Source organism: Vibrio sp. LaRot3, from assembly GCF_027587025.1.
Taxonomy (GTDB): Bacteria; Pseudomonadota; Gammaproteobacteria; order Enterobacterales; family Vibrionaceae; genus Vibrio.
Genome location: NZ_JAPPTI010000021.1, coordinates 16,794 through 28,832, shown reverse-complemented (window position 1 = coordinate 28,832; position 12,039 = coordinate 16,794). Strand labels below are relative to the sequence as shown.

Annotated in this window: 14 protein-coding genes; 6 read left to right on the top strand and 8 right to left on the bottom strand. The window is 46.4% G+C overall.

Going from position 1 to position 12,039, the window contains the following annotated elements; all coding sequences use genetic code 11:
- Nucleotides 1–312 precede the first annotated feature (312 nt).
- The gene (locus OH461_RS19950) at nt 313–858 is read left to right on the top strand and encodes a gamma carbonic anhydrase family protein (protein ID WP_270022288.1); all 546 of its coding nucleotides are present in this window, start codon (nt 313–315) and stop codon (nt 856–858) included.
- Here OH461_RS19950 and OH461_RS19945 read toward each other — a convergent pair.
- From OH461_RS19945 to OH461_RS19930, 4 genes are all read right to left on the bottom strand, one after another.
- Complete coding sequence (locus OH461_RS19945) at nt 855–1,118, bottom strand: DUF1488 domain-containing protein (protein ID WP_270022287.1); 264 nt, start codon at nt 1,116–1,118, stop codon at nt 855–857. The genes OH461_RS19950 and OH461_RS19945 overlap by 4 nt on opposite strands.
- Nucleotides 1,118–1,951 (bottom strand): shikimate dehydrogenase, encoded by an 834-nt coding sequence (gene aroE, locus OH461_RS19940; RefSeq protein ID WP_270022286.1) that lies wholly within the window; start codon nt 1,949–1,951, stop codon nt 1,118–1,120. The genes OH461_RS19945 and aroE overlap by 1 nt, the downstream gene beginning before the upstream one ends.
- 170 nt (nt 1,952–2,121) lie before the next feature.
- Entirely contained in the window at nt 2,122–3,042 is a 921-nt protein-coding gene (gene hemF, locus OH461_RS19935; protein WP_270022285.1) for an oxygen-dependent coproporphyrinogen oxidase, read from the bottom strand.
- 11 nt (nt 3,043–3,053) lie between these two features.
- On the bottom strand, nt 3,054–3,611 hold the full coding sequence (locus tag OH461_RS19930) for an L-threonylcarbamoyladenylate synthase (protein WP_270022284.1): 558 nt from the start codon (nt 3,609–3,611) through the stop codon (nt 3,054–3,056).
- Between the two features lie 210 nt (nt 3,612–3,821).
- On the opposite strand from OH461_RS19930, the gene purE reads away from it, so the two are divergent.
- Nucleotides 3,822–4,307, top strand: a complete 486-nt coding sequence (gene purE, locus OH461_RS19925) for a 5-(carboxyamino)imidazole ribonucleotide mutase (protein WP_270022283.1) — start codon at nt 3,822–3,824, stop codon at nt 4,305–4,307.
- A 3-nt stretch (nt 4,308–4,310) separates the two neighbouring features.
- Entirely contained in the window at nt 4,311–5,444 is a 1,134-nt protein-coding gene (locus OH461_RS19920) for a 5-(carboxyamino)imidazole ribonucleotide synthase (RefSeq protein WP_270022282.1), read from the top strand.
- Nucleotides 5,445–5,516: 72 nt separating this feature from the next.
- Here the strand turns inward: OH461_RS19920 and OH461_RS19915 are convergent, their stop codons facing one another.
- Genes OH461_RS19915 through OH461_RS19900 form a run of 4 tightly spaced genes read right to left on the bottom strand, consistent with a single transcriptional unit; the run spans nt 5,517 to nt 8,795 of the window.
- A complete protein-coding gene (locus OH461_RS19915) occupies nt 5,517–6,095 on the bottom strand; it encodes a DNA topoisomerase family protein (RefSeq protein ID WP_270022280.1) in 579 nt (192 codons plus the stop codon).
- Between the two features lie 11 nt (nt 6,096–6,106).
- Nucleotides 6,107–6,586, bottom strand: coding sequence for a DUF494 family protein (locus tag OH461_RS19910; protein ID WP_270022279.1), 480 nt, complete (start codon nt 6,584–6,586; stop codon nt 6,107–6,109).
- A 2-nt stretch (nt 6,587–6,588) separates the two neighbouring features.
- Entirely contained in the window at nt 6,589–7,716 is a 1,128-nt protein-coding gene (gene dprA, locus OH461_RS19905; protein WP_270022278.1) for a DNA-processing protein DprA, read from the bottom strand.
- The gene (locus OH461_RS19900) at nt 7,713–8,795 is read right to left on the bottom strand and encodes a LysM peptidoglycan-binding domain-containing protein (protein ID WP_270022277.1); all 1,083 of its coding nucleotides are present in this window, start codon (nt 8,793–8,795) and stop codon (nt 7,713–7,715) included. Before OH461_RS19900 ends, dprA begins: the two co-directional genes overlap by 4 nt.
- A gap of 180 nt (nt 8,796–8,975) precedes the next feature.
- Between OH461_RS19900 and def the strand changes: the two genes are divergently transcribed.
- From def to rsmB, 3 genes are all read left to right on the top strand, one after another.
- Nucleotides 8,976–9,497: a peptide deformylase gene (gene def / locus OH461_RS19895; protein WP_270022276.1), complete on the top strand. Its 522-nt coding sequence runs from the start codon at nt 8,976–8,978 to the stop codon at nt 9,495–9,497.
- 29 nt (nt 9,498–9,526) lie between these two features.
- On the top strand, nt 9,527–10,474 hold the full coding sequence (gene fmt / locus OH461_RS19890) for a methionyl-tRNA formyltransferase (RefSeq protein ID WP_270022275.1): 948 nt from the start codon (nt 9,527–9,529) through the stop codon (nt 10,472–10,474).
- Between the two features lie 143 nt (nt 10,475–10,617).
- Nucleotides 10,618–11,898: a 16S rRNA (cytosine(967)-C(5))-methyltransferase RsmB gene (gene rsmB / locus OH461_RS19885; RefSeq protein WP_270022274.1), complete on the top strand. Its 1,281-nt coding sequence runs from the start codon at nt 10,618–10,620 to the stop codon at nt 11,896–11,898.
- The last annotated feature ends 141 nt before the right edge of the window (nt 11,899–12,039 follow it).

Here is a 12,039-nt window from a genome sequence, read left to right as displayed (position 1 = left end):
TTGTTTGTGACTCACATCACTCAACAAGAGGCGGTCATTTTAGCGAGTTAAGTTTTAGTGTCAACCACTTTTTTCAAAACTTTTTTCAAGCGCTTGGCTTGGCTAATTAACCTGCTGAACCGTTCTTGTTTCTTTCGAAGCGTTCCCGTGTCAGCGAGGGGGCATTATAGAGATCGCCGTCACGTTGGCAAGCCCTTTTTATCGTTTTTTTTGATTTTTTTATTGTTTGGGTATTTTCTATTCACAAACGCTTATTTCTTCGACTCTTCTATGCTCAAATTAACCAAAATCAGCCAATAACAAGGATAAATCATGTCTTCTCTACGCAGTTATAAAGGTATAAGTCCGCAAATCGGCCAGCGTGTCTATATAGATAGCACTTCGATTTTGGTTGGAGATATTAAAATTGGTGACGATTCGAGTATTTGGCCATTGGTGGCTGCTCGGGGAGATGTAAACCATATCCATATTGGTCATCGCACCAACATCCAAGATGGCAGTGTCCTTCATGTTACGCATAAGAACGCCGAAAATCCTGAAGGCTACCCGCTAATCATTGGCAACGAGGTAACCATTGGACACAAAGTTATGCTGCATGGCTGCATCATCAAAGATCGCGTGTTGGTTGGTATGGGCGCTATCGTGCTTGATGCGGCAGTTATAGAAGAAGACGTGATGATCGGTGCAGGAAGTTTAGTACCACCGGGCAAAGTTTTAGAAAGTGGGTTCCTATATGTTGGTAGTCCAGTAAAAAAGGCACGTCCTTTGACTGACAAAGAACGCGCCTTTCTACAAAAATCTGCCGATAACTATGTGCAGAATAAAGAGGATTACTTACATGAGGTCAAATCAATCTAATTAAGCTCAACTTGACCTTGTTGGTTAAACTCTTCCTCTTCTATTAGCTCTTCCGCTTGCTCTTCAATTTCAAAACGATTATCGATGAATAATTGAAGAGCTTGCTCTGGCTCTACGACCGATTGGCCGCTTAGCTTATTGATATAAGCCAGAGTTGCCACACATTCAATTAAAGCGCCTGCTTGTTGAGCAGGGAATATCACGGCTTGCAGGTCTTGATTCCAATCTTGGATATCTGGAAACAAAATTGACTGGTTCATTATAGGCCTTCTAAATTTTTACGTAATTCTCTGAGGATTTGTCTCGTCCCGGGTCTTAATCCACGCCATAGCATAAAGCTTTCCGCAGCTTGGCCAACTAACATACCTAAACCATCATAAGCGTGAGCCACACCGTTATCTAATGCCCACTGATTAAAGGTCGTTTTTCCTTTGCCATACATCATGTCATAGGCGGTCGATGTCGAGGAGAAAATTGCAGGCGATATCGCAGGAAGCTCACCCGACAAACTGGCGGAGGTTGAATTGATGATGACATCAAATGGCTGATCTAGCTGATTCATCTCACTTGCGACAACGTTACCAAACCCTGCAAACATGGATACCAGCTGCTCAGCCTTACTGAAAGTACGATTGGTGATAACCAAAAGCTCCGGAGATTGCTCCAATAAAGGTTGTACGACACCACGCGCCGCACCGCCAGAACCAATCAACAAAATTCGAGCATCTTTTAGTGGCACTTGGTATTGCAGTAAATCTTGTACTAAACCAGCACCGTCGGTGTTGTCACCAATGATTTCGCCATCATCGAGCTTTTTAAGTGTATTCACCGCACCAGCTAATTGCGCTCGTCCCGTTAGGCGATGAGCGAACTGATAAGCTTGCTCTTTAAAAGGAACGGTAATGTTACAACCTCGACCGCCCTGAGAGAAAAACTCGGTCGCTGCCTGCTCAAAACCATCAATCGGCGCTAGCTCGGCGGTATAAGTCATGGGTTGGTTCGTTTGACGAGCAAACAAGGTATGAATAAAAGGAGACTTAGAGTGTCCGATTGGGTTACCAAACACTGCGTAGCGATCTATTTGTTGTGTCATATCCTTACCTGCACATCCTTCTTTGAAACCGAGACGAAACTTAAAGCCACCGCGAAGTCATGACCTCTATCCACTCTATCTATATAGAGCCTAGATAGATGAGCTCAACACACGGCGACTTTAAATATGATGGTTATGACACTATCACTATCTATATAAGGAGGAAAGTTTTACCACTCCCGCGGTTTTAGGTAATGATTGTATAGCTCCGCTTCTGGTGAATGAGGCTCTACCTGATAGTTGTATTCCCAACGAGCGAGTGGCGGCATCGACATTAATATCGACTCTGTGCGTCCACCCGTTTGGAGGCCAAACAAAGTGCCACGGTCAAACACTAAGTTAAACTCGACATAGCGGCCGCGGCGATAAAGCTGAAACTGACGTTCGCGTTCACCATATTCCGTTTGTTTACGGCGCTCCACAATCGGCAGATAAGCTTGGGTATAACCTTCTCCCACTGCTTTGATGTAATCAAAGCACTTATCAAACTCCCACTGATTGAGATCATCAAAGAATAGCCCACCGACACCACGCGTCTCTTCACGGTGTGGCAAATAGAAATACTTATCGCACCATGCTTTATGATCAGCATAGACGTCGTCACCGAATGGCGCGCAGATCTCTTTTGCAGTGTTATGCCAATATTGGCAATCCTCTTCGAAAGGATAAAAAGGCGTTAAATCAAAGCCACCACCAAACCACCAGATAGGGTCTTCTCCCTCTTTTTCTGCAATAAAGAAGCGAACATTGGCATGAGAGGTTGGAATATAAGGATTTTTAGGGTGCATCACCAAAGAGACGCCCATGGCTTCGAAACGTCGCCCAGCGAGCTCAGGGCGATGTGCTGTCGCCGATGCTGGCATTTGATTGCCTTGAACATGCGAGAAATTCACGCCACCTTGTTCAAAGACTGCGCCATCAGTCATTACTCGCGTGCGACCGCCACCAGCCAGTTTCTCTCCCGGCTCTCGTTGCCAAGCGTCTTGCTCAAATTCAGCTTGTCCATCCGCTTGCTCTAACTGCTGACAAATCGAATCTTGTAATGTTAGAAGAAACTGCTTTACCGCTTGTTTATCAATGGTGCTTGGCATTAGTCGAACCCTTAACCTTGTCTTAATACTTGTAGCGTTTTCGCATCACGGATTTCACTTGGTTTATCACGGCCTCCCGTTTCTCCACGTAAAATCGCCACCAGCTTATCTCCTAATTGCTGCTCCACCTCTTCAGTGGTCATACAGGGTGGTAAACCCGTTAAGTTGGCGCTAGTAGAAGTAAGGGGTTTGCCAAAAGCTAAACACATCTTTTGTACTAAAGGATGGTCAGTAACACGAACGGCGATTGAATCAAACTGACCAGATACCCAGTTCGACACCTTATCACTGGCAGGCATTATCCAAGTGTACGGCCCCGGCCATGATGCTTTCACCGCTTCTAGCTGTTGCTCGGTTAGCTGTGATTCATCAATATAAGGCAATAACTGCTGATAATTAGCCGCAATTAAAATCAGCCCCTTTTCTACTGGGCGCTGTTTTAAGGTTAAGAGTTTTTCAATTGCCTGCGGGCTATCTGGGTCGCAGCCGACACCAAACACACCCTCAGTTGGGTAAGCGATCACTTCCCCTTGCTGAAGTGCTGTAAGTGCTTGCTCAAAGTTCTCCACTGAACTTCCTTTCTTTGTTGTCTGTTACTGTTTTTATTCAGTGTACTAACATTCTCAACACATGACTAAAGCAAATTATTTATAAATTGTGTCCGTAAGGAATTTGAATCGATAATCAAACCGACGCAAACGTTTGCTTGAATCGAAAATCCTCGTATAATGCGCACAAATTTACTGCTTTACCCTATTCGTAACTTGAAGGAGTTTGAGATGAAAGTCGGTATCATCATGGGTTCGAAATCTGATTGGCCAACCATGAAGCTCGCAGCAGAAATGCTCGACCAATTTGGTGTTGAATATGAAACAAAAGTGGTTTCAGCTCACCGAACTCCTCAATTGCTTGCAGATTACGCAACGAGCGCGAAAGAGCGCGGCCTTAAAGTAATCATCGCAGGTGCAGGTGGCGCGGCTCACCTACCGGGTATGACAGCGGCTTTCACTTCACTACCTGTTCTTGGTGTACCAGTACAATCTCGCGCATTGAGTGGTATCGACTCTCTGTACTCGATTGTTCAAATGCCAAAAGGCATCGCAGTTGGCACGTTAGCCATTGGCGAAGCAGGCGCAGCAAACGCGGGCATTCTTGCTGCGCAAATCATTGGTACTCACGATGAAGCAGTAATGGCTAAGGTTGAGGCCTTCCGCACAGAGCAAACAGAAACAGTATTGGCTAACCCAAACCCCGCTGAGGACTAGACCATGCACGTATTGGTGTTAGGTGCAGGCCAACTGGCACGCATGATGTCACTGGCTGGCGCGCCACTGAATATTGAGCTTTCTGCTTACGATGTGGGTAGTGGCAATGTAGTACATCCACTGACTCAAGCGGTGATTGGTCATGGCTTAGAGAGTGCGATTGCACAAGCCGATGTCATCACAGCGGAGTTCGAACATATCCCTCATGATATTCTTGAAGAGTGCGAGCGCAGCGGTAAGTTCCTCCCTTCCGCTCAAGCGATTAAAGCCGGTGGCGATCGCCGTATTGAAAAGGCGTTATTAGACGAGGCCAAGGTACGTAATGCTAAATATGCGGTCATTGAAACTCGTGAAGACTTCCAACACGCCATTGACTACGTTGGTATTCCAATGGTGCTTAAAAGCGCCCTTGGTGGTTATGACGGCAAAGGCCAGTGGCGTTTAAAAGATGCCAGCCAAGCTGACGCGATTTGGCAAGAGATGGCAGAGTGCATTGCTGCAACACCAACTCAAGCCATCGTAGCCGAGGAATTCGTACCCTTTAACCGTGAAGTGTCATTAGTTGGTGCGCGTGGTAAAGATGGCTCTGTGGCGGTGTACCCATTAGCAGAGAACATTCATACCAATGGTGTGCTTAGCTTATCAACCGCCATTGCCGATCAAGCGCTTCAACAACAAGCCAAACAGATGTTCCAAGCTGTGGCAGAAAGCTTGAACTACGTTGGCGTACTGGCGCTAGAGTTTTTCGATGTTGATGGCACACTGCTCGTCAATGAAATTGCCCCGCGTGTACATAACTCCGGTCACTGGACACAACAAGGTGCGGAAACTTGTCAGTTTGAAAACCACTTACGCGCAGTCTGCGGCTTACCACTTGGTAGCACTAAATTGGTTCGTGAAACGTCCATGATCAACATCCTTGGTGAAGATAGCTTACCTGAATCATTGATGGCGATGGATGGCTGTCATATTCACTGGTACGGCAAAGAAAAGCGTGCCGGTCGTAAGATGGGTCATATCAATGTGTGTGGTGACTACACTGGTGAGTTGCAACGTAAACTGTGCGCTCTCGCTGAAGTGTTAGATGAGCAGGCTTTCCCTGCTGTTCATGAGTTTGCAGCGAGTTTTAAAGGCTAAATCAGCAACACCCATAAATACAAACGGCGCTAAATGCGCCGTTTTTTATCTTTGATTGATTAACGTTGCCAGTTAGCTTTCTTGTGTGTGGTGACATTTTCGATCAGCGCATTGCAGCTTAGTGCCACTAGCGAGTTTCTTCTCAACCAATAAGCCAAAACCGCACTTCTCACACTTACCCAAAACTGGCGGCTGATTCACCGCAAACTTGCACTTAGGGTAGTTATCACAAGCATAAAACAGTTTGCCGAAACGGGTTTTACGCTCAACCAGTTCACCCTTGCCGCATTCAGGACAAGCGATATGATCGGATTGCTCTTCTTCTGGTTGATCTAAAGACTCGATATGGTTGCATTGAGGGTAATGGCTGCAACCAATAAACATTCCGTAACGGCCTTGGCGCAGCACCAATTCATGACTGCAGTCTGGGCAAGGTACGCCCAACTCTTTAATCACATGACCGTCATTTTGATGCAGGGGTTTTATGTAGTCACAGGCTGGGTACAAATGACAACCGAGAAATGGGCCATGTTTACCATGACGTAATTGCAGTTCACCATCACGCCCTTGTTCCTGACATTTAGGACAAGCTTGATGCTCTAGGGCGTGCTCATGAGCGGAGAATAACTGTTGATCGATTTTACTACTCATCGCGACTCAATCTAATGAAGAATACCTTGTTCTTTACTGTACAAAAGCTCTTCCATTAGCGTGTAGGCGTTTTCGTTGCCCGGTACGTTAAACAGTACCATTAACACAATCCATTTTAGATCATCGAGTTCGAATTCTTGAGTCTCTAACCCCATCACACGGTCAATAACCATTTCGCGCGTTTCAGTATTAAGCACATTGACTTGCTCTAGAAACATCAAGAAACCACGACACTCAAGATCGAGGCGCGCCATCTCTTTATCGCTAAAAATACGCGTAGAGACCGCACCACTTGAAACTGAAATAGCGGAGTGCGTTTCACTTTGTTGCAGTGCCGCAAGCTCTTCTAGCCAGACAAGGGCTTTATATATGTCTTTTTGATCAAAACCAGCACGAAGCAATTCATCTTCTAACTCATCTTGATTGACCTGTAACTCAGCATCGCTATGGATGTAAGTTTCAAATAGATACATTAGGATATCCATCATCATAGCTAGCCCCTCCCCTTACGAATATAGCCACCAGAAACCGCAACAACATGCCCAGAGAGCTCAAGCTCTAAAAGCTGCAACATGACTTCATGCACTGGTATATTGGTCCGCTGTGCAAGAATATCAACCGGCGTCACTTCATTGCCTACGTTAGCTAGAAGATCAGCAAATGGCAATTGTTGTTTACTATCGATTTGTTCAACCCAATCATTTTGCTTTGGTTGCACCTGCAAAGGCTTATTAATATCAGACCAACGCAGCAAGCTTTCGATTTCATTTAATACATCGTCAACACTTTGTACTAGGCACGCGCCCTGTTTGATCAATGCGTTACACCCTCGAGATTGTGGATGATGGATAGAGCCGGGCAAAGCAAAAACATCTCTACCTTGCTCTGCAGCATATCGCGCGGTAATCAAAGAACCACTTTTCTCTGCAGCTTCAATCACCATGACCCCAACCGATAAACCACTGATGATTCGATTGCGCCTTGGAAAATTAGCCGCCTTAGGCTGAATGCTTGGATGAAACTCAGACACCAACGCGCCTTGCTGCCTTACTCGCTCGGCAAGTTGCCTATGCCGCGCCGGATAGATGTTTTGCAAACCACAGCCTAGCACCGCGATGGTTTCTCCCTGTGCTTGAAGAGCGCCATCATGGGCGTGGCCATCAATCCCTAATGCCAGTCCACTTGTCACGACTAAGCCACGTTCAGCGAAACTGCTTGCGAACGATTTTGCCGAAGCTAACCCATCCACACTAGCGTTCCTGCTACCTACCATGGCTATCTGCGGTTTTGCCAACACGTTTCGTTGCCCTGATATAAATAGAATAGCAGGTGGCGCTGAGACTTGTTTTAATAATGGCGGGTAATCAATATCTTGCAAACAAACAATATGGTTATCTTCGCGTTGTTGTTGCCACTCAAAGCATTGCTCAACGTGCTTTGCACTGCCATTGCGAACATATTCAATCTGAGTAGAAGTAAACCCAAGAGCCGATAAAGCAGAAGAGGAGGAATGAACAATATTTTCTAAGTTATCTTTAGCTTGTAAACGGGCTAGGCCTTTGGGGCCTAGCCGCGGGGTAAAATAGAGCGTTAACCAAGCGCGAAGCGCTTCTGAGGTCATTGAGTGTCTGACTCCTGAGGTGTTCTGTCAGAAATCACTGGCGCCTGAACCAAGGTATCTTTACCAATCGGCTGCAAGCTTTCCGTTACTAAGGCCAAGCTGAAATGCTGATAAGGACGAATAACCATTAAGCTGCCAATACGCTGATTAGGCATTTTCAGCTTATCTTTCACTGCCTTCTCGACCACTTTAGAGGCGGACTGTTTCGCACTGACTGTCGCACCATGTTTGTATAATTCAAACATACTGCCTTGGGTTAAGTTGTCTTTCTCACCACGATCAATCACCACCACTTGGTTTTGACCAACATACTGGCTACCTTCTAACGTGCCCAGAATGTGTGCCACACTCTCAGCCGGTGATGGCTGTGGGTAAAAGGTTGTAGTCAACTGACTTTGCTCACTTTCAATGACGGGCAGCGCGATGTCATCGACCAATATTTCTTGAACTTGCTTGGTAACGCGCAAGGAACTCATATCCGCATCGGATGAACTCAACTCACCCTGAGCCACTTGCTTTAACGCCACTACACGTTGCTCATCACGAGTAAAGGTTTCCACCTCACGATAGATCCCCCACTCCGTTTGAGTTTGCTGACCACTGATATAGAGCAGGTCTTGGTTGGTTAAAAACTGCTTTCCATTACTTGAACCCAGCACACGATCAACTTGCTGCAATGACAGCATCGTCAGCAATCGATCCGATTCCAAGTATGGCAATACTAGGCTTTCACTCACTACCGGTACTGCTTGCTTATCGAGTAAGCGAACGCGAGGGCTGAGTTTCACCATGGTTTTGAGGCTTAATAATGGCTGACCATTACGCCAAATAAGATTGAGTTTGTCGCCAGGGTAAATAAGGTGAGGATTATTAATGTAACTGTTTGCCTGCCAAAGTCTTGGCCATAACCACGGGTTATCTAAGTACAGTTCTGAAATGTCCCATAGGGTATCGCCTTTCACCACAGTGTAGGTTTGCGGGGCGTCATTTTTGATTTTCAGAGCTGATTCAGCCCAGCTTAATGGTGCGGAAACGAGAGCTGCGAGCGTCAGCAATGCTTTAAGCCTGACTCGATACATAGCCAATCCTTGTGTTAAAACCGTTATGGAGCAACAAAACCTCGGGCTTTTTGCGGTTATTTATTCAACACTAAAGCTGCGCAAAAAACGTAATGATGCTGTCATTTGAGGTCTAAAATGTCTAGAATTGAGCCAACGAGGTTTACCCTGATTCGGCACAGTTCAACATTTCGAGTGTATATGTCTGTATTACAAGTATTAACATTCCCGGATGATCGCCTTCGCACTGTTGCGAAGCCTGTAGAAGCGGTTACTCCAGAGATTCAAAAGATCGTCGATGACATGATTGAAACCATGTACGACGAAGAAGGTATCGGCCTTGCAGCAACGCAAGTTGATATCCACCAACGCATCGTAGTTATCGATATTTCCGAAACTCGCGATGAGCCTATGGTACTGATCAACCCTGAGATCACAGAAAAGCGTGGCGATGATGGCATCGAAGAAGGTTGTCTATCTGTACCGGGTGCACGCGCACTCGTACCACGTGCAGCAGAAGTATCAGTAAAAGCGCTTAACCGTGATGGTGAAGAGTTCACATTCGACGCGGACGACCTATTGGCTATCTGTGTTCAACATGAACTTGATCACCTAGAAGGCAAACTGTTTGTCGATTACCTTTCGCCTCTAAAGCGTAAGCGCATTCAAGATAAGCTAGCTAAAATTAAGCGTTTCAACGAGAAACAGTCTAATAAAGCTTAATCGCTAACCCTATTAAGAAGGATGGTACCTTGAGCAAACCATTAAGAATTGTTTTTGCAGGTACTCCGGACTTCGCCGCCCAACATATGGCGGCGTTGTTGTCTTCGGAGCACGAAGTTATTGCAGCTTACACCAACCCTGACCGCCCTGCGGGCCGTGGTAAAAAACTGACTGCAAGTGCAGTAAAAAACCTTGCCCTTGAGCACAATGTTCCGGTTTACCAACCAGAAAACTTCAAATCAGATGAAGCGAAACAAGAGTTAGCTGACCTCAATGCTGACATCATGGTCGTCGTTGCATACGGCCTACTGCTACCTCAAGCGGTACTTGATACTCCAAAGCTAGGTTGTATCAACGTGCATGGTTCGATTCTTCCTCGCTGGCGTGGTGCAGCACCGATTCAACGCTCTATTTGGGCAGGTGATGCAGAGACAGGCGTAACCATTATGCAGATGGATATAGGCCTAGACACTGGTGACATGCTGAAAATCGCCACACTGCCAATTGAAGCAAGCGACACTAGTGCATCTATGTACGGCAAACTGGCTGAACTTGGCCCGCAAGCTCTGGTTGAATGCATCAATGAGATCGCCGCTGGTACAGCAGTTCCGGTAAAGCAAGACGATGAACTTGCTAACTACGCGAAAAAACTCAGCAAAGAAGAAGCTCGCATTGACTGGATCGAAGACGCAGCTCATATCGAACGTTGTGTTCGCGCATTCAATCCATGGCCAATGAGCCATTTTGAAGCGGCCGACAACAGCATCAAAGTATGGCAAAGCCGTGTTGCTGAGCAAACGTCAGACAAGCCTGCGGGTACGATTCTACAAGCAGATAAAACTGGTATCTACGTTGCGACAGGCCAAGGCGTTCTTGTGCTGGAGCAACTGCAAGTACCGGGCAAAAAAGCAATGGCTGTGCAAGATATTCTAAATGCTCGTGCAGACTGGTTCGCTGTCGGTAGCGTTCTTAGCTAATAAACTTGAGCCCAAAAGGCTCAATAATCATCCTCTAAATATTGGAGTTGCAGCAAGGCAACCATGCTGCGACTTCAAATATCACGAAGATTACGTACATTTCGAGATCAGAGATGATCTCGCCTTAACAAAAGGTATTCACCATGAATGTTCGCGCTGCTGCTGCCAACGTTTTGTTCCAAGTGGTCGACAAAGGCCAATCTCTTTCCCACGCACTTCCTGCGGCTCAAAAAACCATTCGACCTAGAGATCACGCGCTACTGCAAGAGATCTGCTATGGCGCTCTGCGTTACCTGCCTCGTTTAGAGTCAATCGCTAACGAGCTAATGGACAATCCGCTTAAAGGTAAAAAGCGTGTCTTCCACCACCTAATTTTAGTCGGCATCTACCAACTAAGCTTCATGCGTATCCCTGCTCACGCGGCGGTAGCTGAAACAGTGGAAGGAACAAAAACACTGCGCGGCCCTAGCCTTCGTGGCCTAATTAATGCCGTGCTACGTAGCTACCTACGCGATCAAGAAGCGCTGGATGAAAAAGCGGTCAGCCACACCGCCGGCAAATATGGCCACCCTAACTGGCTACTAAAAATGCTGCAAGAAAGCTACCCAGATCAGTGGGAGCAACTGGTTGAATCAAACAACAGCAAAGCGCCAATGTGGCTACGTGTGAATCGTCAGCACCACACGCGTGATGAATACCTTGAGCTACTGAAAAGCGAAAACATTGAATACACCATTCATCCTGAAGCCGAAGACGCGATAAAATTGGCGTCACCTTGCGACGTCACTTTACTACCGGGCTTTGACCGTGGTTGGGTGTCTGTACAAGACGCGGCAGCGCAATTATCAGTCAACTACCTTCAACCTAAGAACGGCGAACTGATTCTTGACTGTTGTGCAGCTCCGGGTGGTAAGACTGCTCATATTCTTGAGCACACTGAAGATACCGAAGTGGTTGCTATCGATAGCGACGCTAAACGTCTTGATCGTGTTTACGATAACCTTGAGCGCTTAGAACTGCGTGCGGATGTGATTTGTGGTGATGCTCGATACCCACAAGAGTGGTGGAGCGGTGAAAAATTCGATCGCATCCTACTTGATGCACCTTGTTCAGCAACAGGTGTTATTCGTCGTCACCCAGATATTAAATGGCTACGCCGCGCAGACGATATTGCCGCACTGGCAGAACTACAAAGCGAAATTTTAGACGCCATGTGGCAACAGCTAAAGCCGGGCGGCACATTGGTCTACGCAACCTGTTCTATCACTCCACAAGAGAACAAAGAGCAAGTAAAAGCCTTCTTAGCGCGCACACAAGATGCAGAGCTACAAGGCTCTGAGCCAGAAAACCCAGGCCGCCAGATCCTTCCAGGTGAAGAAGATATGGATGGTTTCTACTACGCCGTAATGACCAAACGCGCGTAGTAAGTCTGATGTTAACAAAGCGAAACTTGCTTATTGTAAGTTTCGCTATTATTTTCAAGGCATTGATTACTTTCAAACATTAGCTAATTTCAATTCCAGTGAGAGTTCAGTGGAATTGGTGTTACTGAATAAGTTGCCTTT

Excerpts from the sequence above, each read along its gene's own strand:
- OH461_RS19950 (WP_270022288.1), top strand. The coding sequence starts at position 313 with ATGTCTTCTCTACGCAGTTATAAAGGTATAAGTCCGCAAATCGGCCAG.
- OH461_RS19945 (WP_270022287.1), bottom strand. The coding sequence starts at position 1,118 with ATGAACCAGTCAATTTTGTTTCCAGATATCCAAGATTGGAATCAAGAC.
- aroE (WP_270022286.1), bottom strand. The coding sequence starts at position 1,951 with ATGACACAACAAATAGATCGCTACGCAGTGTTTGGTAACCCAATCGGA.
- hemF (WP_270022285.1), bottom strand. The coding sequence starts at position 3,042 with ATGCCAAGCACCATTGATAAACAAGCGGTAAAGCAGTTTCTTCTAACA.
- purE (WP_270022283.1), top strand. The coding sequence starts at position 3,822 with ATGAAAGTCGGTATCATCATGGGTTCGAAATCTGATTGGCCAACCATG.
- OH461_RS19920 (WP_270022282.1), top strand. The coding sequence starts at position 4,311 with ATGCACGTATTGGTGTTAGGTGCAGGCCAACTGGCACGCATGATGTCA.
- OH461_RS19915 (WP_270022280.1), bottom strand. The coding sequence starts at position 6,095 with ATGAGTAGTAAAATCGATCAACAGTTATTCTCCGCTCATGAGCACGCC.
- OH461_RS19910 (WP_270022279.1), bottom strand. The coding sequence starts at position 6,586 with ATGATGATGGATATCCTAATGTATCTATTTGAAACTTACATCCATAGC.
- dprA (WP_270022278.1), bottom strand. The coding sequence starts at position 7,716 with ATGACCTCAGAAGCGCTTCGCGCTTGGTTAACGCTCTATTTTACCCCG.
- OH461_RS19900 (WP_270022277.1), bottom strand. The coding sequence starts at position 8,795 with ATGTATCGAGTCAGGCTTAAAGCATTGCTGACGCTCGCAGCTCTCGTT.
- def (WP_270022276.1), top strand. The coding sequence starts at position 8,976 with ATGTCTGTATTACAAGTATTAACATTCCCGGATGATCGCCTTCGCACT.
- rsmB (WP_270022274.1), top strand. The coding sequence starts at position 10,618 with ATGAATGTTCGCGCTGCTGCTGCCAACGTTTTGTTCCAAGTGGTCGAC.